This window comes from Hymenobacter glaciei (assembly GCF_039539585.1).
Classification (GTDB): Bacteria; Bacteroidota; Bacteroidia; order Cytophagales; family Hymenobacteraceae; genus Hymenobacter; species Hymenobacter glaciei.
In genome coordinates this window covers 125983-151442 of record NZ_BAABDK010000032.1, presented here as the reverse complement: position 1 = coordinate 151442, position 25460 = coordinate 125983, and the positions used below count along the sequence as shown (strand labels likewise).

21 protein-coding genes and 1 pseudogene are annotated in these 25460 nt (G+C 60.9%); 10 read left to right on the top strand and 12 right to left on the bottom strand.

Annotated features, from left to right (window positions below; all coding sequences use genetic code 11):
* Position 1: 1 nt before the first annotated feature.
* The 5 genes and pseudogenes from tssD (ABD837_RS25080) to tssD (ABD837_RS21540) all read right to left on the bottom strand — a co-directional run.
* Positions 2-205: pseudogene (gene tssD / locus ABD837_RS25080) on the bottom strand (type VI secretion system tube protein TssD); the annotation flags it as partial.
* Between the two features lie 65 nt (positions 206-270).
* Positions 271-885: a hypothetical protein gene (locus ABD837_RS21555; protein WP_345058738.1), complete on the bottom strand. Its 615-nt coding sequence runs from the start codon at positions 883-885 to the stop codon at positions 271-273.
* A gap of 37 nt (positions 886-922) precedes the next feature.
* Positions 923-1519, bottom strand: coding sequence for a M91 family zinc metallopeptidase (locus ABD837_RS21550; protein ID WP_345058736.1), 597 nt, complete (start codon positions 1517-1519; stop codon positions 923-925).
* A gap of 248 nt (positions 1520-1767) precedes the next feature.
* Positions 1768-2346, bottom strand: a complete 579-nt coding sequence (locus tag ABD837_RS21545; RefSeq protein ID WP_345058734.1) for a hypothetical protein — start codon at positions 2344-2346, stop codon at positions 1768-1770.
* A gap of 52 nt (positions 2347-2398) precedes the next feature.
* Positions 2399-3511: a type VI secretion system tube protein TssD gene (gene tssD, locus ABD837_RS21540; protein ID WP_345058732.1), complete on the bottom strand. Its 1113-nt coding sequence runs from the start codon at positions 3509-3511 to the stop codon at positions 2399-2401.
* 374 nt (positions 3512-3885) lie between these two features.
* Between tssD (ABD837_RS21540) and ABD837_RS21535 the strand changes: the two genes are divergently transcribed.
* Positions 3886-4551 carry an LEA type 2 family protein gene (locus tag ABD837_RS21535; RefSeq protein WP_345058730.1) on the top strand — a complete coding sequence of 222 codons (666 nt, stop codon included), beginning with the start codon at positions 3886-3888 and terminating at the stop codon, positions 4549-4551.
* A gap of 13 nt (positions 4552-4564) precedes the next feature.
* On the opposite strand, the gene ABD837_RS21530 is transcribed toward ABD837_RS21535, so the two are convergent.
* Positions 4565-6703, bottom strand: coding sequence for a hypothetical protein (locus ABD837_RS21530; RefSeq protein WP_345058728.1), 2139 nt, complete (start codon positions 6701-6703; stop codon positions 4565-4567).
* A 183-nt stretch (positions 6704-6886) separates the two neighbouring features.
* Here ABD837_RS21530 and ABD837_RS21525 point away from each other — a divergent pair, with 183 nt between their 5' ends.
* Positions 6887-8992: an OmpA family protein gene (locus tag ABD837_RS21525; protein WP_345058726.1), complete on the top strand. Its 2106-nt coding sequence runs from the start codon at positions 6887-6889 to the stop codon at positions 8990-8992.
* 72 nt (positions 8993-9064) lie between these two features.
* Here the strand turns inward: ABD837_RS21525 and ABD837_RS21520 are convergent, their stop codons facing one another.
* The 4 genes from ABD837_RS21520 to proS all read right to left on the bottom strand — a co-directional run bounded on the left by ABD837_RS21520 (position 9065) and on the right by proS (position 12460).
* The gene (locus ABD837_RS21520) at positions 9065-9502 is read right to left on the bottom strand and encodes a DUF4844 domain-containing protein (protein WP_345058724.1); all 438 of its coding nucleotides are present in this window, start codon (positions 9500-9502) and stop codon (positions 9065-9067) included.
* 253 nt (positions 9503-9755) lie between these two features.
* Positions 9756-10184, bottom strand: a complete 429-nt coding sequence (locus ABD837_RS21515) for a hypothetical protein (protein ID WP_345058722.1) — start codon at positions 10182-10184, stop codon at positions 9756-9758.
* A gap of 114 nt (positions 10185-10298) precedes the next feature.
* On the bottom strand, positions 10299-10721 hold the full coding sequence (locus ABD837_RS21510; protein WP_345058720.1) for a DUF4844 domain-containing protein: 423 nt from the start codon (positions 10719-10721) through the stop codon (positions 10299-10301).
* 263 nt (positions 10722-10984) lie between these two features.
* Positions 10985-12460, bottom strand: coding sequence for a proline--tRNA ligase (gene proS, locus ABD837_RS21505; protein WP_345058718.1), 1476 nt, complete (start codon positions 12458-12460; stop codon positions 10985-10987).
* A gap of 263 nt (positions 12461-12723) precedes the next feature.
* Between proS and ABD837_RS21500 the strand changes: the two genes are divergently transcribed.
* On the top strand, positions 12724-14031 hold the full coding sequence (locus tag ABD837_RS21500) for a hypothetical protein (protein ID WP_345058716.1): 1308 nt from the start codon (positions 12724-12726) through the stop codon (positions 14029-14031).
* A 77-nt stretch (positions 14032-14108) separates the two neighbouring features.
* Positions 14109-15704 (top strand): OmpP1/FadL family transporter, encoded by a 1596-nt coding sequence (locus tag ABD837_RS21495; protein ID WP_345058714.1) that lies wholly within the window; start codon positions 14109-14111, stop codon positions 15702-15704.
* A 107-nt stretch (positions 15705-15811) separates the two neighbouring features.
* Here ABD837_RS21495 and ABD837_RS21490 read toward each other — a convergent pair whose 3' ends face one another.
* Positions 15812-16855, bottom strand: a complete 1044-nt coding sequence (locus ABD837_RS21490) for a hypothetical protein (protein ID WP_345058712.1) — start codon at positions 16853-16855, stop codon at positions 15812-15814.
* Positions 16856-16964: 109 nt separating this feature from the next.
* Here ABD837_RS21490 and ABD837_RS21485 point away from each other — a divergent pair, with 109 nt between their 5' ends.
* Positions 16965-19190, top strand: a complete 2226-nt coding sequence (locus tag ABD837_RS21485) for a S9 family peptidase (RefSeq protein ID WP_345058710.1) — start codon at positions 16965-16967, stop codon at positions 19188-19190.
* Between the two features lie 184 nt (positions 19191-19374).
* Positions 19375-20322: an alpha/beta fold hydrolase gene (locus tag ABD837_RS21480; protein ID WP_345058708.1), complete on the top strand. Its 948-nt coding sequence runs from the start codon at positions 19375-19377 to the stop codon at positions 20320-20322.
* 21 nt (positions 20323-20343) lie between these two features.
* Here ABD837_RS21480 and prmC read toward each other — a convergent pair whose 3' ends face one another.
* Entirely contained in the window at positions 20344-21201 is an 858-nt protein-coding gene (prmC, locus tag ABD837_RS21475; protein ID WP_345058706.1) for a peptide chain release factor N(5)-glutamine methyltransferase, read from the bottom strand.
* A gap of 55 nt (positions 21202-21256) precedes the next feature.
* Here prmC and ribD point away from each other — a divergent pair, with 55 nt between their 5' ends.
* Genes ribD through ABD837_RS21455 form a run of 4 tightly spaced genes read left to right on the top strand, consistent with a single transcriptional unit; the run spans position 21257 to position 25374 of the window.
* A complete protein-coding gene (ribD, locus tag ABD837_RS21470; protein WP_345058704.1) occupies positions 21257-22291 on the top strand; it encodes a bifunctional diaminohydroxyphosphoribosylaminopyrimidine deaminase/5-amino-6-(5-phosphoribosylamino)uracil reductase RibD in 1035 nt (344 codons plus the stop codon).
* A 53-nt stretch (positions 22292-22344) separates the two neighbouring features.
* Positions 22345-23223 carry a hypothetical protein gene (locus tag ABD837_RS21465; protein ID WP_345058702.1) on the top strand — a complete coding sequence of 293 codons (879 nt, stop codon included), beginning with the start codon at positions 22345-22347 and terminating at the stop codon, positions 23221-23223.
* 4 nt (positions 23224-23227) lie between these two features.
* Positions 23228-24163 carry a hypothetical protein gene (locus tag ABD837_RS21460; protein ID WP_345058701.1) on the top strand — a complete coding sequence of 312 codons (936 nt, stop codon included), beginning with the start codon at positions 23228-23230 and terminating at the stop codon, positions 24161-24163.
* Between the two features lie 5 nt (positions 24164-24168).
* On the top strand, positions 24169-25374 hold the full coding sequence (locus ABD837_RS21455) for an adenylosuccinate synthetase (RefSeq protein ID WP_345058699.1): 1206 nt from the start codon (positions 24169-24171) through the stop codon (positions 25372-25374).
* Positions 25375-25460 lie beyond the last annotated feature (86 nt).

The following is a 25460-nucleotide window of genomic DNA, read 5'->3' as shown; positions in this document are numbered from 1 at the left end:
GCTCGTGGTAGCTCACGCAGTAGGCCGCCTTCAGCTCCAGCGTTTCGAGCACGCTGCCCCCGTCGCCGTCGCGGAAAAACACCTGAGCTGGCTGGCGCTTCTGCGCCTCGTTGGCCCAGCCAAACAGCGTGTCGCCCTCGGGCACCGACAGCACCAACTGCACCGGGCCGTAGCGCACTTTCGTGCTCACCCGCCCCCGCTGGTGTGTGGCTTGCGTATTTTGGTTGAGAAAAGCTTAGTCGAACTTCGCCACTCGGTTAGAAAGTGGCTTTATACCTCACTAACCACGAAAACGGGTTCCGTCCAGGGACCTACCGCTAGCAGTGATTGTTCGCTGGCCGGAAACGGGTCGATGTAATAAGCGGTACCAGATGAAGTACGAACGGAAGTAATAAAGTCTTCTGTATGCGGTGAAGCCAGGAAGTAACCCAATTCAAACACAAGCTTGCGCGACACAGGTTTTCCTGTTGACGGAGAGTAGTCGTACACAGTATAGGGCATTAGCGGTAACGACAAATCGAAAGTTTCCTCCCACTCCTCGCCGGGAAGTATGCGGCTGAGGCAAGGTATCTGGTGAGATTCCACAAACATCCACTCCGGTACATCCACTACTGTTTTACCCACTACCACATGCTCCGATTCCAAGCGCACATTCGCAAGGTTTGGCTGAACTGCATAGACCAGTTCACCCGTAGTGTGGTCGCGGGTAATTACCTTATAAAGCTGATTACACAGGTACAGTGGCAGGTCCGAATGGTTGTGTACCCAATAGTGTAGCCGCAGTACGTTAGGCACCGGGCAAGCTATGGCTACTTTTAGCGTACAGTCGCTTCCCATCACCGTCAGAGTTTTGTCTAACGACATGGCTTGTTCTAAGGTATTCATTGCGTTGATAATCGAAAAACAAAGAAAATAACCCGGATTAATACCTAGGTCGTATCGGTTGGGGGGCTGCCCATTCCGCACGTATTTTATTTTCAGTAACGTGGTAATCGTCATGAGGTGGCACGCCCACCGTTTCCAACTCAAGTATGGAAGTCAGGGTCGGTTTAGTTGCATCCATTTTGTTGACTACGCCCGGATTAACGGCCTGTCCTCTACGCATCCTGCCATAAGCTGCCTGCTCCGCGTGAATCAACTCGTGCGCGAGTCCAATTGCTGGTGGCCGGCTCTGCCATTCTTCTTGTCCGCCAAGAAATTCTCGGGCTGGGGAATAGTTCACCGTCAGTCCCTGTCCTGCACCCGGGGTAATGCCGTCTGCTTGGTAAAAGCAATTATTGATGCTGGTGGCGTCTTTGGGTATAAGAGCCCGGTTTAGGCCATCCTGCAATGGATATTGAATGGTCATCTGCTTACCGGATGCGTGTAACGACTCTAATAGCTTACGCCCCGTCGAAGTATTGTAAATCTCCTGAAGATGCGATTTTACGATTTCTTGAAATGCATCGGGGCCATCCTCTCCTCCAGCACGCTCAACCACAATCGACTGACCTAACATTGCTGCCAGTTCTGGACTCAAAGCCAAGTCAGTTACCCCTGATGAGGGAAGTAGGTTTCCCCCTAGTGGCGAAGCATCAGACTCATTTAAAGTCAAATGTGCTGCTAGTGTATTCACCACCGCCCCCGGTAGCCTATGATTCCGCGCGGCCGGGGCCACAAAGGCCGCGGCCGGGCCGCCCGCCGTCAGGGTCCAGCCGCCTGGGTCCGACAGGGTCAGCCGGCACTGGTAGGCCCGCTTCTATAGCAGGGTTTCACGCCTCTTTATTACTACAGCAAGACCTCAATACTTGGCAGTAAAGGGCCCGCACCAACGAGTAGTTGGTCCTCTGGCTCGGTAGCCCAGAAATATGCCGGTTCCTGCGAAGTGGCGACCTGCGTGATTATTGCCTCTCGCTCGGGGCTAACAACTAGGTAACCCAGTTCGAAATACAATGGACGAAGCGCTAACTGTTCTGTTCCGGCAGCTGGTATGTTCCAAGGGGCTTGGTACCATGTAAATGGCACCAGTGGGACAGGGATTTCCAACGTCTCTTCGTACGTATCATGAGGCCCCAACCTGCTCAAACATGGCGTATAGTGCTTTTCCACCTCCATATCCTCCGGTACTGCTACCACTGCCTTGCTTACGACAACGCGGGCAGAACTCGCTTGTACGTTTACCATATTGGGCTGTACTTGATACTCGCCATTGGCATTGATAGAAGTCCAGAAACGGTTAAACAAGAACAGGATTTGGTCCGTGTTATTCCGCACCCGGTAATGTAACTTCACGGAAGCTGGCGAGTTTAATAACGCGGTGACCTCTAGGGTGCAATGGTGAGATTGCTGTTCGATAGGGAAAGCCATGAGCGGAAAAAAGGAAGAAGGGATTAAGAATAACAACCTAATTAGCTACTTGCTAATACCAGTCGCGCGGTGGTTGCTTCGGGTCCCATTCAGCACGGATTTTATTTTCTGAAAACGGATATTTATCATGCGGTGGTACTCCCACTGCTTCAAGCTCTCGAATATCCGCTAATTTTTCAGCCTTTGAATCGGGGTGTTTTAGTAGCGGTCCATTGGGTGCTTTTCCGGTCGGCATACGGCCATAAGCCGCTTGCTCGGCATGTATTAACTCGTGTGCCAAACCAATAGCAGGAGGCCGCGTCTCCCAAACATCTTCTTTTCCTACACTCTCTACCGAGGGGTTGTAGGCAATATTGCTGTCGGTACCGATACCAGGACCATCAACTTGCAGAAAACGGCCTTCGGGCACCCGATAACCACCGATGGCATTACCATTTATTGAGTGATGAATGGTGACCTTCTTACCCGAATCAGCCAAAGACTCAAGCATCTTTTTGCCTGTGTGTGTTGCATAGATTTTCTCTAAATCTGTGATTACTTGATTGCGAAACAGATTAGGGTCAATTTCAGGGTCGAAAACCTGGGGTTGCTTGATACTTAAGCAACTTGCTAATACTACTGCCAGCCCTTGACTAGGCTCAACTAATGATGCAAAATGGGGAGTGGGTACAACACCCATTTCTTCATCGTTACTCGTTTCTCGCTCTAGTGCGTCTGCCGCTGCCCCCGGCAGGCCGTGGTTGCGGGCGGCCGGGGCCACGAAGGCCGAGGCCGGGCCACCGGCCGTCAGGGTCCAGCCGCCGGGGTCGGACAGGGTCAGGTAGCACTGGTAGGCCCCGCCCCGCGCGTCGCCGCTGACAAACTGCTCGTGGTAGCTCACGCAGTAGGCGGCTTTCAGCTCCAGCGTTTCGAGCACGCTGCCGCCGTCGCTGCCGCCGTCGCTGTCGCGGAAGAAGACCTGGGCCGGCTGCCGTTTTTGGGCGTCGTTGGCCCAACCGAACAGGGTGTCGTCCTCGGGCACGGAAAGCACGAGCTGCACCGGGCCGTAGCGCACTTTCGTGCTCACCCGCCCCCGCTGGTGCGTGGCTTGTTCGACTCCAAAAGCGCACTGCAACACCGGGAAGGACTGCCCGGATACGCGTAATTCAGCAGAAAATGAAGTCATCGGGGCTGGGTAAAGCCGTGGAAAGGAGGTGCGAATATAGGGGTTTGACCCTGAGAGACCGGGCAGGATTCCAAAGTCAGCAGTTGCCCGAGATGGAATTTTACGACTTCCCCGCTCCCACCGCTGGCCTACGCGTCACTCGGCCGCTACCTCGAAATACAGTAGCAACTGGCGCGTCTTGCAATTCAAATCGGCTACTGGATGACGGCTAACCTCGCCGCATGGGCAGGGAATGGGACGGTATGGCCACGGGGCATGGCTTTCGGCAAGGACCCAACAACCGTTTCTAGAGGCAGCCGTACTTTTCACGGATTGGCCCCGACGACTTGGTAAGTCCGTGGCCTCCTGTATCTCTCCTCCTCTTCCCCATCGCTATGAACTTCAATTTCGCGCCCCTTCATTTCAAACTTGCTTGTTCTGCGGCCCTGCTGAGTGCGGCCCTGGGCCTCGGCAGCTGCGCCGGCGTGAACCGCCAGAAAGAAGAAGGCCAGAACTTCCGCAACTGCACGTTTCGGCTGCAATCCATCGAGCAGGCCACCTTGGGCGGCATCGACGTAACCAATGTGCGCACGGCGGCCGACCTGAGCGGCACCGACCGCGCCCGCCTGCTAGCCGCCTACGCCACCGGCTCGCTGCCCCTGGCCATGCGCGTGAACCTGCAGGTAACCAACCCCAACAACGCCGTGGCGGCCCTCAACGCCCTCGACTATAAAATCCTGCTCGACGGCAACGAGGTAGCCAGCGGCGCCACTACCGAACGCATCGAGGTAGGCCCCAACAGCACGGCCGTGGCCTCGGTGCCCGTGACCGCCGACGTGCGCCGGGCCCTGACCAACGGCGGCGGCGAGGCCCTCGGCAACTTCGCGCTGGGCCTGGCCGACCGCAACCGCCAGCCCAGCCGCGTCAGCATTGCCATCCGGCCCAGCGTGCGGTTTTTGGGCAGCACCATCAAGAGCCCCGATTACATCACCATCGACAAAGACGTCAGCGCCCAGCAATTGCTAAACCGCCGCGATTCGCTGGCCGCCCCGCGGCCGTAACCGGCCCTCCCTCCTACCGCCGGCCCACGCGCCATTCGGCGGCCACCTCGAAATACGGCAGCACCCGGCGCGTCTCGCGGGCCAAATCGGCCGCCGCGTAGCTCGTGCCGTTGAAGCCGCCCTTGCCGGTTTGGTAGGCGTAATAGGTACGCAGCCACTGCAGCCACAGGCTGGCTGTGAGGGTAAGCCCCCCGGCGCGGCGCTCGATGCCCACCTCGGGCCCCTGCTGGCGGGTGATGTTGTGTAGGTAGATGAGCGAGGTAGCCGGGCCGGTGGGCTGGTCGAGCAGCAGGGCGGCGCGGCCGTAGTTGCGCTGCTCGAGCAGGCGGTACCCTAGGCGCAGGCTGGTGCTGCCGCGCGGCCCGGCCCAACTCTGCCGCGCCCCCACGCTCAGGTCGTGCGTCACGCTGGTGTCGAGCGGGCTCTCCCGAAACCGCGCCCAGTTGAGCTGGCCCACGCGGTTCTCGCGGCGCTGGTAGTCGGCCAGCAGCAGCAGGCGCGGCCGCAGCTGGTAGCTCAGGCTCTGGCTTTGCTCGAGCACACGACTGGCGCGGCTGCGGGCCTGCTCGGTGGCCTGGTCGCGCACCTGGTAGCTCACCCACAAGTGGTAGGTCGAGCGGATGCTCCAGCGCCCGGGGGCCCACGTGAAGCCCGGCTCCCAGTGTAGCAGGTGGTCGGCGTAGTTCTCGGCACTCAGCCCGGCCCTGATGAACACCGTCTGGCGGTACTCGCCCGCCACGGCCAGCGTGGTGCGGAAAGCCCCGGCCCAGCGCCCGGTCCAGGTCAGGCGCAGCAGGTGCTGGGCTTCGTCGCGGGTTTGCTGGTTGTCCTTGCTGGGGGCATCCACGCGCAGCAGCTGGGCCGTGCCTAATAAGGCCAGCGCGTGGCGAGGCGTGGGCAGCCAAGTCAGCGAGCCCTGCCAGAGCGTGGTTTGCTCGGTGATGTCCTTCACCTGCTCGCGGGCCAGCGCAGTGGCCAGCCGGGCCGCATTCAGGTAGCGCGAGTTGTCGAGGTAGTACCCCCGCTTGCGTTCGCGGTAGGCAAAGCTGAAGCTGGTTTGCAGCCGGGGCCGGGCAAAGCGCAGCTCCTGCCGGGTGTCGAGTTCTCGCTGGCGGTAGCCCACGTCCTGCAAGGTGTCGGCCTCCTCGCTCAGCCGCCGGTAGCGGAAGGCGCGGGTGGGCAGCAGCACACTGTTGTCGGAGCGCAGGGTGGTGTAGGAATTCAGCCGGTAGCTGGCCCCCGCCTGCGCCAGCACCGTGTCGGACTGAATGCGCTGCACCGAGCCCCCCAGGTAGTCCTCAGCGCGGTTGGTGCGGTAGCCCACCCGCCCCTGCACGGTCAGGGCCGCGTTTTCCAGAAAAGCCTGCTCGCCGGTGGCCTCGGCTACCAGCCGCTGCATGGTGCGCGGCCCCAGCGCGGCGCGGGTACCCAGCACGCGCGACACCAGCGGCGCGGCGGTGGCCCCGTTCAAGAAGTAGATAGCCGCCGCATCGAAGCCGTAGGCCAGGCCGGCATCCTGGCGGCTGTTGCGGCGGTCGGTGGCCAGGCCGCCCAGCACCGTGAGGCGCAGTTGGCTGAGCGAGTCGGTGGCCAGGCCGGGGCGCAGGCGGGCCTGGTAGCCCACGCGGCCCAGCCACAGGCCGGTGCGGGTGTTGTTGGCGCGGCTCTGGTCGTAGTGCAGCTGCTGGCCCACCTGCCAGTGTTGAGATGCCCCCAAACTGATGATGTGCGCCAGGTCGGCGCCGTAGTCTTCGCGCACAAAGGGTGGCAGCCCGCGCGAGTCGTACACCCACTCGGTGCCCACGCGGTAGCGCAGCTGCTGGCGCGGGCCCAGCAGCAGGTAGCCGCGGGCGCCGCTGGTTTGCACAAAGGTGCTCACGCCCACCCGGCGGGCCCGGGCCAGCAGCAGCAGCGAGGTATCGGCCCCGGCTGGCCGCAGCTTTCGAAACACCGGCCCGAACGGCGTGGCTCCTACCAGCACCTGCGCCCGCCCGGGGTGCGGCAGCCCGGCGGCCAGCAGCAGCAGCAGCCCCAGCAACAGGCGGGCTTTGGTGCGTGAGGCATCGGTTGCGCTTTGGCCAAACGGGTGCGCCCGCGCCGCCCGCCGCTGCGCCGCTGCCCGCCCACCCGCCAAAGGCCACCGAATATTCACATTGCTTGCCCGGGCGCGTTAGGCGGCCCGCGGGTTGTAGCGGGAAGGTACTACAGCGGAACCACTGGCTGGAAAAATACTTTTTCGTTAGGTTAGGTGTCTGTTAACCCATCGAAACAACCCGGCAATTTTGTACATTTGCTGGACAACGCCCGGCTAGTACTACTTTTTGCCATTTTAGCTATGAATAATCGTCGTTTGAATTATCTGCTGGCGACTGTGCCGGCGGTCCTGGGCCTGCTGGCGGCGGCCCCGGCCCAGGCCCAGCACGTGCAGTGGGCCGCTCGCCTGGTCGAAGCATCGTCGCAAAAAGCCGAGGGCAAAGAGGCCTTCTCTCCCTCGCAGGTGCTGGGTGCCCCCAACGCCCTGCCGCTGGGCGAAATCAGCAACAACGCTTGGATTCCGCGCAAGGAGGGAGCCGGCGAATTCATCGAAGTGAAGTTCCTCCGCTCGGTGGCTGCTCAGCAGGTGACGGTCGTCGAAAGCTTCAACCCCGGCTCCATCACCAAAATCGAGCTGATTGACACCAAAGGCGTGCACCACGAAGTGTATGCCAACGCCAACCCCGGCCCCCTGCCCGAGCCCTCGCGCTCGCTCGAAGTGAAGTTCCCGGCCGCCGAGTACCGCACCCTGGGCGTGAAAGTGTACATGAACACGGGCAAGGTCGAAGGCATCAATCAGATTGACGCCATTGGCATCGCCGACGTGGCCTCGACCATGGTGAAGCAGGCATTCGCCGGCGAGAAAGGCCCCGAGGCCGTGAAATCGACGCAATTCGACTCGTCGCTGGTGAACCTGGGCCCCACCGTGAACACGCGCTACGTAGACACCCACCCGGTTATCTCGCCCGACGGCCGCACCCTGTATTTTGCCCGTCAGAGTGCCCCTACCAACGTGGGCGGCGCCCGCGACCCGCAGGACATCTATGTTTCCAGGCTGGTGTCGGGTCGCAACAAAACCTGGGGCACTGCCAAGAACATGGGCGAGCCCAGCAACACCCCGGAAGACCCCAACGGCCTGGCCTCGGTATCGGCCGACGGCCGCACGGCACTGCTCATCGGCGTGTACGAAGACGGCCTGATGGAGCCCAAAGGCTTCAGCATGAGCAAGCGCGGTGCTGGCGGCTGGACCAAGCCGGTGAAGGTGGACATCGAAGACTACTACAACAAAGACCCGATGAACATCGATGCCTACTTGTCGACTTCGGGCAAAGCCCTGCTCATGGCAGTGGAGCGCAACGACGGCCTGGGCGGTCAGGACATTTTCGTGAGCTTCCCGAAGGACGACAACCTGCCCGGCGTAATGCACGACACCAAAAGTCAGAAGAAGTGGACCAAGCCCAAAAGCCTGGGCCCGAACGTGAACACGGCGGGTGCCGACTTCGCCCCCTTCCTGGCAGCCGATGAAAAGACCCTGTACTTTGCCAGCGACGGCCGGGGCGGCTACGGCAAGTCTGACATCTTTTACACCAAGCGCCTCGACGATACCTGGACCAACTGGAGCCCGCCGCGCAACCTGGGCCCGGTGGTAAACTCGCCCGACTTCGACGCCTACTACACCATTTCGGCCGCCGGCCAGGATGCTTACCTGGTATCGTCGCGCAACGGCACGGGCGGCTCGAAGGACATCTTCCGCATCTCGCTGGCCCCCGCCTTCCAGCCCGAAGTGGTGACGCTGGTAACCGGCAAGGTACTCGACCAGGCCACCGGCAAGCCCATCAAGGCCATTATTCACTACGAAAACCTGCTGACCGGCGAGGAAATCGGCTCGACGGAAACCGACCCCGCCACCGGCGAATACACCATTGTGCTGCCCAGCGGCGTGCAGTACGGCTACCGCGCCGAAGCCAAGGGCTACCTGGCCGAAAGCGCCAACCTCGATGTGACGGCCAAGGACAAGTATACCGAGCAGAAGCAGGACCTGTACCTCGTGCCCTTCAACGTGGGCCAGACGGTGAAGATGAACAACATCTTCTTCCAGCAGAGCCGCTACTACCTTACCACCAGTTCCTACCCCGAACTGCTGCGCCTCATCCGCATCATGAAGGATTACCCGACGGTGGAAATCAAGCTCTCGGGCCACACCGACAACCAGGGCGACCCCGCCCTGAACCTGAAGCTCAGCCTCGACCGCGTGAACGAGGTGAAGAAGTACCTCAGCAGCCACGGCATCAACGGTGGCCGCATCACCACGGAGGGCTTTGGCGATACCAAGCCACTTTCCAGCAACGACCAGGAAGAAACGCGCATGAAAAACCGCCGCGTCGAATTCACTATTACCAAGAAATAACCGCTTAGTTTTGCCAGCAAAAAGCCCCGGCTCAGTACTGAGTCGGGGCTTTTTGCTGGGCTGGCAGCCGTGCTAGTTAGAGGCCTTGAGCGGGGAGGCTGGCTGCCTGGCCGCGAATGCATCGAGCCGCCCATCGGAACTATCGATGCCAACAATATCCATCAGGTCGATGTAGAAGTTTGCTATTTCGCGGCGGTCGCCCGGCGTCATCATGAGGGCGTCGAGGCGTGCCAGGCCGCGGTCCATGGCGTCCAAGTAAGCCTCACGGCTGGGCGCGGTGCGCGTTATCTGCACGAAGTCGAAGGCTGCAATTACCAGCAGTCGGTTTAGCTCGGGCCGGGCTTCAACCTGGCTTTTGAGGGAAGCGTTGGGCTCGGCTACATGCTTGGTAGCTTCAATAAAATCTTCGAGTCGGCCCACGACCAGGCTCGAGCCCGGCCGGGTAGGGGCTTGCGCATGCGAAAGAAAAGCCAGGCAGCTCAAGAGCAAGCTGCAGCAAAAGCGCTTCATAAAGTATAAGTATAACTATCCGACTACTTTAAAGTGATTAATAGCTGGAAAAGCACAAAGGTGAAGACTATTTTACAAATATGGCAACAACAAGGCCAAGCATGGGATGTGCCGTCCCTATTATCCCAAGGGCCTACTTTGCATCAAGCTGATGCCCTTGGCGGGTACCCGGCGAATTCCAATTTCTTTCCAGACGCAAAAAAGCCCGGGCTCATGACGAGGCCGGGCTCTTTGCCTGTAAAGGAGCGGCTGGTTACCGACTTGCCTGCACCTGCGCCACAAACCCATTCAGTCGTCCCTCAGAAGTTTCGAGGCCAACAATATTCATCAGGTCCAGATAGAATTCGGCCACGACCTGGCGGTCTTGTGCCGTTCTGGTGTACGGTGATAGTCGGGCCAGGCCTTCATCAATGCAACGCAGGTAGGCTTCGCGCGTGGGCCGGCCGGCGGCTACCCAGGCAAATTCGTCGGCCGACTGCACCAGCAGCCGATTGATTTCGGGGCGCACCTCGCTATGGCTACGAGTAGCGCTGCCCGAGGCTGTCGCATCATGCTTGGTTAGGTCTTTGTAGCGCTCGAGCTGCGCTAATACTTTGGCCGGCGTTGCCAAGCGGTTGGCCGATTGTGCATTGCCCGCGAGTGCCGCGCAGCTTAAAAGGCCGAACAGTAAGATTTTTTTCATAGGTAAGCAAGAAGTGTATGTGGGAATTGGGAGAAAATGAAAAAGGAAGCGGGCAGTTATAGGCGGCGGGGTTCCGTCTCCAGCCGCAAGGGCCATTCAACCTAAGCAAGGCCCTTAGGGGCGGGGACTGTTTCCTTCTACGAAGGCGGTCAAGCGGCCTTCGGAGCTATCGAGCCCAACTATGTCGAGTATATCCTGGAAGTACTCGGCTACTTGCTGGCGCTCCTGTACCTCGGGCACCAGCGGTTTGAGACGAGCCAGCCCGGTATCCAGGCTTTTATAAAAGTCCTTGCGCGTGGGTTTGCGGCCAGCCAGTGTCATAAACTCCGATGCGGTTTGCACCAGCATCTTGTTGAGCATGGGCCGGGTTTCCGGTGGCAGGGCACTGCGGCGGCTCCCTATTATTACTTCCGCCTGCGTTTGGCGCACCAAGCGCTCCAGTTGCGAAATGGCCGTGGGAGGAATTGCCACCGGCGTTTGCGCATGGCTGGTGCCAATTGCTGCCACCAACAGGCCGGTCAAGAGAATGTGCCGCATAAAAAGCTAGTAAAGAACCATAACACGCTCCGTCTCTTCTGCACGACTTCCTACATTCCGCGATGCAAGATAATTATTAATGGGAATAATGATGATAAAAAAGAAAATTTTTTCTTCAATAAATAATGGCAGGTATCGTTCCCTTGCTTTTGGTTTATGGCCAGCAGCATAAAAAAAGGCCGGGCAGCAATGCTGCCCGGCCGGACCGGTGCGGGTTCAATGGCGGCGCAACGCAGCGAGTAGCCGGGCTGCGGTAAGCTATTCTAGTAGGCGCGGGCGAAATAGGCGCGGCGCGGACTCGGCTTGCCTGTTACCATGCAGATGCCTTCTTCATCGGCCTCGTTTAGGGGCAGGCAGCGCACGGTGGCTTTCGTTTCATCCTTGATGCGCTCTTCGGTTTCGGAAGTGCCGTCGTAGTGGGCCAGCAGGAAGCCGGGCTCCTCGTCCAGCATCCGCTTGAATTCGTCGTAGCTGTCGACGCGCGTAGTGTGGGCAGCACGGAAGCTTTTGGCACGCTCGTAAATATTGGTTTGGATATCGGTGAGGAGCTGGTCGACGCTGGCCACGATATCGGCCAGGGGCAGGCTCATCTTCTGCTTGGTGTCGCGGCGCACCACTTCCACCATGCCGGCGTCGAGGTCGCGCGCGCCAATGGCCAGGCGCACCGGCACACCTTTCAGTTCCCACTCGGCAAACTTGAAGCCGGGACGCTCGGTGTCGCGGGCGTCCAGCTTCACCGAAATACCGCGGGCAATCAGGCCCATCTGAATGGGTTTGATGCGTTCGAGCAGGGCATCGAGCTCGCCGGTTTTGTAAATGGGTATGATGACCACCTGAATGGGGGCCAGCTTGGGCGGCAGCACGAGGCCTTCGTCGTCGGAGTGGGCCATCACAAGGGCGCCCATCAGGCGGGTACTTACGCCCCAGCTGGTGCCCCACACATGTTCGCGCACGCCGTCTTTATTTGCAAACTGCACATCAAAGGCTTTGGCAAAGTTCTGGCCCAGAAAGTGGCTGGTGCCGGCCTGCAGGGCTTTGCCGTCCTGCATCAATGCTTCAATGCAATAGGTGTCTTCGGCTCCGGCAAACCGCTCGTTGGGGGTTTTCACGCCCTTCACCACGGGCAGGGCCATGTGCTCTTCGGCAAACTCGGCGTACACGTCGAGCATCTGGCGGGTTTCAGCTACGGCTTCTTCGGCGGTAGCATGGGCCGTGTGGCCTTCCTGCCACAGGAACTCAGCGGTGCGCAGAAACAAGCGGGTGCGCATTTCCCAGCGCACCACGTTGGCCCACTGGTTGATGAGCAGGGGCAGGTCGCGGTAGCTCTGCACCCAGTTTTTGTAGGTGCTCCAAATAATGGCTTCCGAGGTAGGACGCACCACCAGCTCTTCTTCGAGTTTGGCGTTGGGGTCGACGCGCAGCTTGCCGGGCCGGTCGGGGTCAGTCTGGAGGCGGTAGTGGGTAACCACGGCGCACTCTTTAGCGAAGCCTTCGGCGTTTTTTTCCTCGGCTTCGAACAGGCTTTTGGGTACGAAAAGCGGAAAGTAGGCGTTTTCGTGGCCGGTGCGCTTGAACATATCGTCCAGTTGGCGCTGCATTTTTTCCCAGATGGCGTAGCCGTAGGGTTTAATAACCATACAGCCGCGCACAGCGGAGTTTTCGGCCAGGCCGGCTCGTTTCACCAACTCGTTGTACCACAACGAGTAATCTTCCTGGCGGGTAGGCAACTTTTTGCTCATGGGAGGCATCTAAGAAGTAATTGAAAAAGTTCCTGAATCTGGTACAAGAATTGAGTAGATACCAGGGCACGGTTTCGGGCCCAAATTACGTTACTAAAGCCCGGACCACGCCACAAATTCCTAATTCGCCGAATGACTGCCGGGCCTACCTGCTTTCCAGTATTTTTAGCCATTATAGCCCTTATTAGTAGCTTCTTCACCTCGTTTCCAGCGTATAGGTCGTTACTTTACAACAAGCTACCCACCCTCATTTTTTTTCAGCCATGAGAAACCTACTCACCGCCTGTTTGCCCGCATTGGCCCTGTTTGCGCTGGGTGGTTGTGCCGGCACGTCGGCCCTGACGTCGTCGGAAGATGACGGCGTGTACTATTCGTCGAAAGACCGCACCACCGCCGTGGTACGGGCCGCGCCCACGCCAGCCAGCACCAACGAAGAGGCCAACCCCGACTACAACGGCAATACGTCCTCGTCGAGGGCCCAGCAGGGCAGTGGCGCTACGCAGTACTACGACAACACCTACTCCTACATGCAGGGCGTACCTGGCTACGGCGTCAGCGGTTATGCGCCTTACAGCCCGTACACCACGCTTAGCTACGCGCCCTTCGGCAGCGTTTGCACCGGTTTCGGCTACGGTTGGGGTGGTGGGGCCTGCGGGTATTCGCCCTATGCTTACGGCGGCTACGACCCGTTCTACAGCTCTTTCTATAGCCCCTATGGCTATGGCTACAGCCCTTATTACGGCTACGGTTCGGGGGTAAGTATCAGCTTCGGATTTGGTCGTCCTTATTACGGTGGGTATGGCTATAGCCCGTACGGTTATGGCTACGGCTATTCGCCTTACTACTATGGCAGCTCTTACTATGGGGGTTACTATGGCCGCGGTGGCTATTACGGCAACGGCTACGGGGGCAACAACGGCGGCTACTATGGCAGCAACAACGGCGACAGTCGCAACAACGGCCGCACCCGCGGCCACCGCACCGACCGCGCCTCGGAGAGCAGCTACAGCGCAACTCCCGGCGGTAGCGGAGGTGGCACCTCGACCGGAGGCCACGTACGCAGCGAGCGGGTGACTGGCAATGGCGGCCAAATGGTCGAGGTTGCGCCTGACGGTGCAGAACGCACCCGTCGTAATGGCGTAACGCCTATTGCAGGCTTCGACAACCAGCCCCGACCCATTGATGACGCCGTGCGCCCCCGCTACCGCAGTGCGGAAGCACCCATAGCGGCCGACCCCAACAACGGCCGGAACCGTGCCGATGACCTGCAGCCCCAGAGCCAGCCGGCTACCGCTCCGCAGGAAGGCCGCCGCCGGGGTGGCTTCATCCAGCACGTATTGGGTGAGCCCGTTGGCAATGGTGGCCAGGCAGCCGGACAACCCACCTACGAGCAGCCCCGTCAGCGTAGCTACGACCAACCTCGCCAGCAAACGTACGAGCAGCCCCGCCAGCAGACGTATGAGCAGCCGCAGCGCAGCAGCCAGCCGTCGTACTCATCTCCAGCTTCGGCCCCGTCGTACGGCGGTGGCGGCGGTAACAGTGGTGGCGAGGGCCGCCGGGGCCGTGATTAAGTAAATAGTGTTACTCTCTGCAAGAAATTACCCAGCGAGCCGGCCCAACGGCCGGCTCCTTTTCTTTCCTCCTTCCTATGAAAAAACGGATTTTATGGCTTAGCCTGGCCCTCGTTGCGGGGCAGGCCAGCCACGCCTATGCCCAGGGCGCCAACGATGCTTTGCGCTACTCGCGCCTGCAATTTGGCGGCCCGGCCCGCACCCAGGGCATTGCCGGGGCCAATGTGGCCCTCGGCGCCGATTTTGGTAACCTCACCAGTAATCCGGCCGGATTGGGCTTGTTTCAGAAATCGGAGCTGCACCTAGCGCCCGGCGTTGGCATTGGCCAGAGCGACAGCCGCATTGATGGCGGCACGGGTGCGGCGACCAATGAGAGCAAGAACAGCTTTCACATTGCCAGCGCGGGAGTGGTATTCGCCACGCGCAAGGCTGACACCGAAGAAGGCGACTGGCGCGGCGGGGCACTGGCCCTGGGCTTTACCCGGCAGGCCGACTTTAACATGAGCACAAACTACCAGGGTACCTTTGGCCTGGAAAAGGGTTCCTTTCTGGAGCGGCTGCAGCCGTATGCCGGCGTGCGCAATCAGAGTTATTACGATGCCCTCGACGCGCAGGCTGTTGCTAACCGTTACACTTCCGACCTCGGCCTGGCTTACGGCGCTTACCTAGCCAATATTTCTTCTTACCGCAGGGCGGGCACTCAATTCGGGAAAGATTCGGCCGTGGTGCTACGCAAGCAGGGCAGCCAGATAACCCAGGGCGAGCTGGTAACGAATTCTGGTTCGCTGTCGCAATTCGATATCGGCTACGGGGCTAGCTACCGCGACCGGCTGTACATCGGGGGAGCCATCGGGTTCGTTAGCTCGAACTTTAACCAGGACCGCACGCTCACCGAATCGGACAACGACCCGAACACCCACTTCCAGAGCCTAACCAGCAGCACGCAGCTGCGCACCAAAGGCAGTGGCTTTAATGCCCGTTTGGGGGTAATTGTGCGTGCTCTGGACAACCTGCGCCTCGGAGCGTCGGTGCAAACGCCAACCTATATGCACCTGAGCGACACGTACAGCGAGAGTCTGGTAGGCACCTTCAGCGCAAATGGTACTGACCGCGTGCCCAGGGACCTACCCGTGGGCACCGGCCCGAAGGTATCGATGCCAACCAACGACTACGACTATACCCTTACCACGCCCTTCCGGGCCAACGGAGGCGCGGCTCTCACGCTGGGCAAGCACGGATTTGTGACGGGCGATGCGGAGTACGTGGGCTACCGGCAGTCCCGCCTGCACAACGACCCCAACGCCGCCAACGGCGACGATTACACCTTCACCAACGAGAACGCCGACGTACAGCGCTTGTACCGGAACACCGTGAACCTGCGCTTCGGGGCTGAAGGCCGCTTCGACGTGTTCCGGGTGCGAGCTGGCTACGCCCGCTACGGCGACCCCTACCAGGCCGATACCAACAACGAGCGCGCCCAGAACTTCTACACGGCCGGCCTGGGCCTGCGCCAGGGCAACTTTTTCCTCGATGCGGCGGCTGTTTACACCACCTTTGGCCAGAGCTATAGCCCCTACCACGTCTACGATGCCAAAGGGACGGATATAGCGCCAGTTATCAAAAGCACTGCTACCCGCTACACCACCACCGTAACGGCAGGCATCACTTTTTAGGACTTGTCCAAGTGTATTGAAGTGCTGAGAACTGTTTTCGGTGCTCACTACGAAAACAAAGAAGGGCTTCCCAACTGGGAAGCCCTCCTTTGTTGTGTACTCTCAGGTTAATACTTCTGCAACTTGACCTGACAGGTGAGCAGAGGATTGGTGCCGCCGGTGAAAGCCGTTACCTGAAGCAGGCCGTAATATGGTTTGTCATTAACGTCGAATGCTTTGAAGGCGATAACCTGCCCTGCGGCCAGTGGGCCGGTGGTTTTGTCGCTGGTGGAGCCAGCAGGGGACTCGTAGGGTTTGCTAGCGTCGAAAGCGGCCTGGAAGCTAGCCGCGTTGGCAGCATTGGTAAACTGCGTAGGGGTGAGCCCAACGGCATGCACAACAGTAAGCTGGCGATTGGCGGTAGGCCAGTTGGCGCTATTGGCAGGGGTTGCCAAGCTCACGGCAGTACCGGCTTGGTTGGCTACCGCTACCAAATCAATCAGCTTCTGGTTGCCCTGCAGCGAATTTTGATTTGCCCCTACATTGGTTTTGTTAAGCAGCGCATACTTAGGCAGTAGCAAACCGTAGCGCAGATTCAGGAACACGCGGCGACTGTCGCGCACGCTGGCGGGCCGGGCGGCAAGGTTTGGCAACGGGCGCAGTATGAGTGGGTAGCTGTGAAAAACAGCTGCCGAATCGGACTTGTGTACCGTGAGGTGGTAGCCGCGCGCAGCCGTCTGGCCACTGGCATCGGTGGCAGTATAGGTCCAGGTTTCTTTGCCTGAAGTAGTGCGCGCCATCAGTCCGTTTGCGAACAGGGCCTCGGTTCCACGGCCGCTTCCGGTGCTGCTGGCGGGCAACAACGAATCGAGATAAGTAATGGTAAGAGGCTGGGGAGCCTTGTTCGCATCGAAACTGCTGGTGGGAATGGGGTAGAGAATTGGTGCAGGGCCGGGCTCGTAGGTAACCTCGATGCGCAGGTTTTTGAGGGGCTGGTCGTTGCCCACAGCATAGGCATGCGTAACAAGGGTGTCGCCGGCGCCCAACGTGCGATTGCCGGAGGTAAGGCCCGTGGCGCCCACGAAATCGATTCGTACGGGCGCATCGGTTTTGGAGCAGGCAGCCAATAGGGCCAACGCCGGCAGGCAAGCAAAAAGAGAGCGAATACGCATAGGGCAAAGATACTGGGACTGGCCGCGCAACGCTGCAGCGGCCAATAGTACCTTTAACGTCTTAATCCCGCCCAACTGTATTTTGAAGTCGTTTCTTTTTATTCCGCCTATGCGTTTTCGCTATTTTGCCCTGGCTGTGCTGCTGGCCGCCAACGGCCCAGCCCTGCTGCCGGGCTTCACCCCTACCGTGGCCCTGGCCCAGCAGAAGCAGGCGCTCACCTTGGAAGATATCTGGACCAAGCCCACCTTCCGCGCCGCCAGCGTGCCGGGCTTCAATTGGATGAATGACGGCCGCTACTACTCGGCCCTGGAAAACGGGAGCCTGGTGCAGCACGAGGTAACGACCGGCAAAGCGGTGCAAACCCTCGTTACGCCCGCCGAACTGCAACTGCCCGGCGAGGCCAAGCCCCTGGCCGTAGATGGCTACAGCTTCAACGCCAACGAGCAGAAAATCCTGTTCACGACCGGGACCGAGCCCATTTACCGACGCAGCGCCCGCGCCAGCTACTACGTGTTCGACCGCGGCAGCAAGAAGCTGACGCCGCTGAGCGCTGGCGGCAAGCAGGGCTATGGCACCTTCTCGCCCGATGGCCGCTACGTGGCTTTCACCCGCGACAACAACGTGTTTGTAACGGACTTGACCACGATGAAGGAAGCGACCGTGACAACCAACGGCCTTAAAAACAGCATCATCAACGGCTCGGCCGACTGGGTGTACGAGGAGGAGTTCAGCTTTGCTCAGGGCTTTTTCTGGTCGCCCGACAGCCGGCAGATTGCCTTTTACACCTTCGATGAAAGCCAGGTCCCCGAGTACGACATGCAGGAATGGGGCGGCCTTTACCCCAAGGAATACCGCTTCAAATACCCCAAGGCCGGCGAAAAAAACTCGGTGGTATCGGTGAGCAGCTACGACGTGGCCAGCGCCCGCACCACGAAGATGGACGTGGGCCCCAACCCCGACCAATACCTGCCGCGCCTGACGTGGACGCAGGCTCCCAACACACTCAGCATTCAGCGCCTGAACCGCCTGCAGAACAAGCTCGAAATTCTGCACGGCGACGTTACCACCGGCAAAACCCAGGTAGTGCTCACCGATGCCAGCCCGGCTTATGTCGACATCAGCGACGACCTGCGCTACCTGCCCGGCGGCACGCAATTTTTGTTCACCAGCGAGAAGGACGGCTACCAGCACCTCTACCTGTACGATATGAGCGGCAAGCAGCTACGCCAGCTCACAAAGGGCAGTTGGGAGATTACGGCCGTGAATGGCTTCGACCCCAAAACCGGCTTCGTGTACTTCACCAGCACCGAAGCCTCGCCTCTGCAGCGCCACCTCTACCGCGTGAACCTGAGCGGCAGCGGCAAGCAGCGCCTCAGCGCAGCCGGCTCCGGCACCGACGCCGTGAACATGAGCCCCGACACTCAGTATTTCCTGAACACGCACTCCTCGGTTGGGCAGCCGGCGGTGGTGAGCCTGCACGAGGGCAGCACCGGCAAGCTGGCGAAGACCCTGGAAGACAACGCCAAGCTGCGCGAAACACTGGGCCAATACGACCTGGGCAAGCTGGAGTTCTTCACCTTCAAAACCAGCGAAGGCAGCGAGTTGAATGCCTCGATGCTGAAACCCAGCAACTTCGACCCCAGCAAAAAATACCCCGTGCTGATGTACGTGTACGGCGGCCCCGGCTCACAGACGGTTGCCGACAACACCGGCGGCGGCATTTCGGCTACCAACTACCTCTGGCACCAGCTGCTGGCGCAGAAGGGCTACATTGTGGTGTCGGTAGATAACCGGGGCACCGGGGCGCGGGGCAGCAACTTCCGCAAGCTCACCTATGCCAACCTAGGTAAGCTCGAAACCATCGACCAGGGGGAGGGGGCCAAATACCTGGCCAAGTTGCCCTACGTTGACAAAAGCCGCATTGGCATTTGGGGCTGGAGCTTCGGCGGCTACATGACGGCCCTGGCCATGACCAAAAACGCCGACCTGTTCAAGATGGGTATTTCGGTGGCTCCGGTCACGAACTGGCGCTACTACGACACCGTGTACACCGAACGCTACCTAAAAACGCCCCAGGAGAACCCCGGCGGCTACGACGACAACTCGCCGGTGCAGTTCGCCCAGAACCTGCGCGGCAAGTTCCTGCTCGTGCACGGCACCGGCGACGACAACGTGCATTTCCAGAATTCCATTGCCTTCGTTGATGCCATGATTAAGGCCAACAAGGACTACCAGACGCTGTACTATCCCAACCGCAACCACGGCATCCGGGGCGGCAACACCTCGCTGCACCTCTACCGCCAGATGACCAACTTCGTGCTGCAAAACTTGTAAGTAAGGGGTTAGGGCGCATGGCGCATTTGGGCAAGAGCCCGTCCTGCTGGATACTTCGGCAAGACGGGCTTTTTGCGGCGACTTCATTCCAGTTCTTCGGCCCGATGCGTCGGTTCATCGGCAGGCTTCTACGCTTGGGCAACGTCGGTTTTCGCCTCGTGGCTCTCCTATGCAGGTTTGGGGCATGAAAACGCTCCTCCTTCTCCGTCAGGCCTTGCTGCCGCTTCTTGTTGTATTGCTGGCAGCCAGCACCTCTCCCGGCCGCTCCATCGCCAACGGCACACCCACCGTCACCACCTCCGATGGGGTGCGGCTGTACGTGCGGGTAGCGGGCCAGGGCCGCCCCTGCGTGTTTGTGCACGGCGGACCGGGCGCGGGCGCCGCCGTGCAGGAGGCCCTGGCTGGCCCCATGCTGGAGCAACAGTTCCAGATGATTTATCTCGACCAGCGCGGCAGCGGCCGCTCGGCCAGCGCGCCGGCCGGAGCGTATGGGCTTGCGCGCCTGGTGCAGGATTTGGAAGAGCTACGCCAGCAGCTGCACATCGATAAATGGGTGCTGCTTTCGCACTCCTTCGGCGGAATCATTGCCACAGCCTACGCCCGGCAGTATCCGCAGCACACGCTGGGGTTGGTGCTCAGCAACAGCATCCTGAATTTGCCGGCCTCGATGGAAAGCCTGGCCACCCACGGCTACGCCCTGCTGCCGGCTGCTACCCGCCCGCCCCTCGACCCGGCAGCTCCCCTACCCCAGCGCTTCGGCATGGTGATGGCGCTGCTCAACCAGCAGCGCCTCATGAACCAGATGATGTACACCCACGACTCGACGGCCGCGCGGGTAGCTCGGGTGCAGCGCGCTCAGACCGCAGGAAACCACGATTTTGCGGCCTCTCTGTACCAGCCCGGCGTTATCGGCGGCTACCTGGAGGATTTCAGCGCCGCAACTGCGAGCATGACGATGCCCGTGCTGGTGCTGCCCGGCCAGGCTGATGATGTCACCGGCCCTCAATACCAATCCTTACACTTTCCTCATCAGCAGGTGGTGATAATGCCCGGCAAACACAATGCCCTGCTTGAAAGCCCGCTGGAAATGCGCGGGGCCCTGGCTGCTTTCAGCCGCAAACTGCCGCGCTAAGGGTTACTAACATCCCTTTTCTTAGACCCGAGCCGCGCGTACCATGCGCGGCTTGCCAAACATGTCTTCGACCACCCGCACGTCGGCAAAGCCCTGGGCAGTGAACAGCGCAGCCGTTTCTGCACCCAGCGCCTCGTTTATTTCGAGGTAAGCCACGCCATCTGCCGCCAATAGCAGAGCGCCGATTTCGGCCAGCCGACGGTAGAACAGCAATGGGTCCTCGTCCGGCACGAACAAGGCCGTGGCAGGCTCCCAGGCCAATACGTTTTCGCGCATCTCGGCACGCTCACTTTCGCGTACGTAGGGCGGGTTGCTCACCAGCACATCGAGTTGACCGGGGGCCAGGCCAGCAGGAATTTCCTGCAAAATATCAACTTGCTGAAACGCTACTGTCGGCGCCCAAACCTTGGCGTTGCGACGGGCTACGGCCAGCGCTTCGGCCGAAATATCCACGGCCAGCACCTCGGCGCTAGGTAGCACGCGGGCCAGCGCCAGCGCCAGGCAGCCCGAACCGGTGCCCACGTCGAGCACGCGGCAGCCGGGCCGGTGGGCCTGCTCCTGCTCGATGAGGCGCACCAACTCCTCGGTTTCGGGGCGGGGAATGAGGGTGGCGGGAGTTACTTCGAGGTCCATACCCGCAAAGTGGGCCGTGCCCAGCACGTACTGCACCGGTTCGTGGGCCAGCAGCCGGGCTTGCAGGGGGGGTATTTGCGCCAACACCTCGGGGGCTACTGCTTCGCGGGCCCCCATTCGGAACGCCAGGCCCTCCAGCTGCAACAGCTGCTGAAACACGAGCGTAGCAATGGCCTCGGCTTCGCGTTCGGGATATTGGGTGGTTAGAGCAGCGGTAAGGGCCGCCGTCGCGTCGCGTAGAATCATCGAAAACAAAGGTAGGGCCGGGCTGTAGCTACGGGGTAGAACCTACCTTCGCCCCATGAAACCAGACGACGCCCTGTTCATGCGCCGCGCCCTCGATTTGGCGCAACTTGGCACGGGCTATGCCCGGCCCAACCCACTCGTCGGCTGCGTGGTTACGCACCAGGGCCGCATCATCGGGGAAGGCTGGCATAAGCAATACGGCGGCCCGCACGCCGAAGTAAATGCCCTGGCCGCCGTCGAAAACCAGGCCTTATTGAAGGAAAGCCGCGTATATGTGACCCTCGAGCCCTGCGCCCACCACGGCAAAACCCCGCCCTGCGCCGACCTGCTCATCGAAAAAGGCGTGCCCGAAGTCGTCATCTGCAACGACGACCCATTTGCCTTGGTGGCGGGCCGTGGCATCGAGAAACTGCGCGCCGCCGGCGTGCACGTCGAAACCGGCCTGCTGGCCGAAGAAGGTCGTTGGCTGAACCGCCGCTTCTTCACCTTCCACGAAAAAAAGCGGCCGTATCTGGTGCTGAAGTGGGCCGAAACAGCCGATGGCTTCCTGGCCGGTCGCTATTTTCAGCCGGTGCAAATTAGTGGGCCGCAAGCGGGGCTACTCACCCACCAGTGGCGCGCCGAGGAAGCCGGCATTCTGGTGGGCACGCGCACGGCCCTGCACGACAACCCCCGCCTGAACGTGCGCGACTGGCCCGGCCCCCAGCCCACCCGCCTCGTCATCGATAAAAACCTGAGTTTGCCGCCCACCCACCACCTGCTCGACGGCTCGCAGCCCACCCGCCTCTACACCTACCGCCAGCCCCACCACACCCCCAACCTCGACCTGGTGACGCTCTCCGAAGCCGACGACCTGCTGCCCCAGGTATTGGCCGACTTGCACGCGCAAAACATCCAGTCGGTACTGGTGGAAGGCGGCCCTACGGTGCTCAACGCCCTGCTTGCGGCGGGCCTGTGGGACGAAGTCCGCGTTTTCCGTTCGCCCATGCGGCTGGGGCAGGGCATTGCGGCCCCGCGCCTGGGCCACACCGGCCGCCGCTCGGTCGAGAATGTGGGGCCCGACGAGCTGTTGTGGTATGTAAATGCCTAACTTGGCAGCCACCACCCGCCCGGCAAGCTACCTCCTTCCCTTCTGCGTGCGTAATGGATGTTCAAGAGCTCCTTTCCAAGATACTCGCTTCCCGCCAGCCGGACGACATTTTTAGCCGCGCCAACTTCCGGAAAGAATACCTCGCCTACCTCAAGCTGCTGCACCCCGACGTGTGCCACCTGCCGCAGGCCAACGACGCCGTGGCCCGCCTCAACCAGTATGTAGAGCAGCTCGAAGCGGCCCTGCGCTTCACCGACGATGCCGGGCCGTTGCGCGTGCTGCCTAATCACCAGCTGCGCTTCGACGGCGACCGGGCCCTGCTGCGCCAGTCGCAAGCCAATTACGAGCGGTTGATGGCACTGCGCGACCCTTCGGCTCAGCATTTCCATCAATACCTGCCTTCGGTGCTGACCTGGAATGACCCTCACCTATTGGCGACCACTGCCGCCCGGGTGGTGCCGCTGGCCGGACTGGTGCTGCCCCAGCAGCACGTAGTTTGGGTGCTGAGCCGCCTACTGGAATTCGTGGCATGGCTGCATCAGAGCGGGTATTGCCACGCGGGTCTGCATCCCGAGTCGCTGGCGCTGGTGCCCGAAACGCACGGCTTGGTGTGCCTGTCGTTCTACCACATGGCCCGGCTGAACGGGACGCTAACCACCATTTCGGGCAAATACCGGCTGTGGTACCCCGATGCGGTATTTGCCGATAAGCGCGCCACCCCCGGCATCGACCTGGCCCTGGCCCAGCGCACCGCAGTGTGCCTGCTCGGCGATGCCTCGGGCAATGGCGTGCGCCTGCGCAACACTGTGGACGACCGGCTGGTCGACTTCCTGCTCACGCCCTGGCACAATGCCTACGCGGCCTTCAGCGACTACCGTAAGCTGGTGCAGCAACTGTACCCCAAACGCGAATTTCACCCTTTAAACCTCTAATCTCATGGGCTACTCAAAATGGTCGGACGATGCGTATGACTTCCTCAAAGACACCCGGGTGGGCGCCAGCGCGGACGACATTTTCACTAACAACCGCACCGGCCGCGCCAGCGACCAGATGCTACCCAAGGGCGTGAAATTCCGCGAAAGCCGCGACTCCGACATCCACCCCGACTCGCTGGCCATTGCCGTGTTTCTGGACGAGACCGGGAGCATGGGCCGCATTCCAGAGGTGCTGGTGCGTGAGAAGCTGGGCCCGCTGATGAACACCCTCATCGACCACGGCGTCCCGCATCCCCAGATTTTGTTTGGCGGTATCGGCGACCACCATTCCGATAGCTACCCGTTGCAAGTGGGCCAGTTTGAGAGCGGCACCGCTGAGCTCGACCAGTGGCTCACCGACCTGTACCTGGAGGGCAACGGCGGCGGCCAGAGCCGGGAGTCGTACACGCTGGCCTGGCTGTTTGCCGCTCGCCATACCTCGTGCGACTGCTTCGAAAAGCGCGGGCAGAAAGGCTTTCTGTTTACCATCGGCGACGAGGCCGCCTGGGATGTGCTACAGGGCACCGCCCTCAAGGCCCTCATGGGCTACCCCGAAGCCCAGGACCTCACCGACCAGCAGCTGCTCGAAGAAGCGCAACGCACCTACCACGTGTTCCACATCCACGTGAACGAGGGCAGCTACCGCGACGACCCCAAGGTGCTTGGCTACTGGAAGAAGATGCTGGCCGAGCGGCTCATCGTGCTCAACGATTACAACGCCATTGCCGAAACCATTGCCAGCGCCGTGGCTCTGGTGCATGGCGTGGACCTGCAGGACATCCTGGCTTCCTTCGATAAGCGTACAGCCGGGGCGGTACAGCACGCGTTGGTGCACGTTACCAAGGGCCTGGCCACGACCAAAAAGAGCAGCTGGCTGGGCGGCATCTTCAAGCTGTAGGCCGGGTGACGCAGGAGGCACACATTGTTGTCGGGCTGGGGTTTGGCGATGAGGGCAAGGGCGTAGCGACCGATTGGCTTTGCCGCCGGGCGCTGGCCCAGGGCCGCACGCCGCTGGTGGTGCGCTTCAACGGCGGCCACCAGGCCGGCCACACCGTAACCACCGCCACCGGCCTACGCCACGTGTTTTCCAACTTCGGGGCCGGCACGCTGCGCGACGTGCCCACGTATTGGTCGAGCTACTGCACCTTTTCGCCGGGCTCGATGCTGAAGGAATGCGAGGCCCTGCAAGCCGCTGGCGTGCAGCCCCGCCTGCTGGTCGACGCCCTCTGCCCCGTAACCACGCACTACGACGTGCTTTACAACCGCGCCCTGGAAATTGGCCGGGGCCCGGCGCGCCACGGCAGCTGTGGCCTGGGCTTTGGGGCAACCGTTGAGCGGCACGAGCAAACTCCCCTGCGCCTCTATGCCCAGGATTTGCGTTTCCCGGCCGTGTACGGCCACAAGCTGCGTCAGATTTGTGCCCACTACCGGGCCCGCATTCAGGCCGAAACCAGCTTCGACTTCGACCAGCTCAACCATGACGCCGAAGACCAGCGCTTTGCCGACCACGCCGAAGCACTGGGCCGCCTGCTCGCGGACAACACCGTGCAAATCGTAACCGAGGCCGCCGTTTTTGGCGCCGGTGCGCCCTGGGAAACCTACGTTTTTGAAGGGGCGCAGGGCATTTTGCTCGACATGGACTTCGGCCTGTTTCCGCACGTTACGCGCAGCCGCACCAGCTCGGCCAACGCGCTGGCGCTGCTCCAGCGGCACCAGCCGGCCCTTGCCGCCACGGCGCAAATACACTACGTCAGCCGCGCCTACCACACCCGCCACGGCGCCGGGCCTCTGCCCCACGAAGCGCCCGTTGCGCTCGTCAATACCGCCGCCGAAACCAATCAGCAGAACGATTATCAGGGGACTTTTCGCACCGGGCCGCTGGCCATCGAGCTACTCAACTACGCCCTGGCCTGCGATGCAACCCATGCCGCCGGCCTGCCCCGGCACCTGCTCGTCACCTGCCTCGACCAGTTGCCCGATGGCCGGTTGCCGTGTTGGCACCAGGGCAAGCTGCACCAGATTCAGCCGTCCGAATTACCCGGGCTGGTCGAAACTGAGTTTGCCAGCTGCCGGTTTAGCTACAGCAATGCCGGCGATGGGTTGGGTTGAGCCCCGTCAGAGTTGTTGCAGCGCCAGCAACATCTGCCCGTCCTTTGTGCAGCAACTGCCCTTGCTCATCCCCGAGCGCGCCGCTG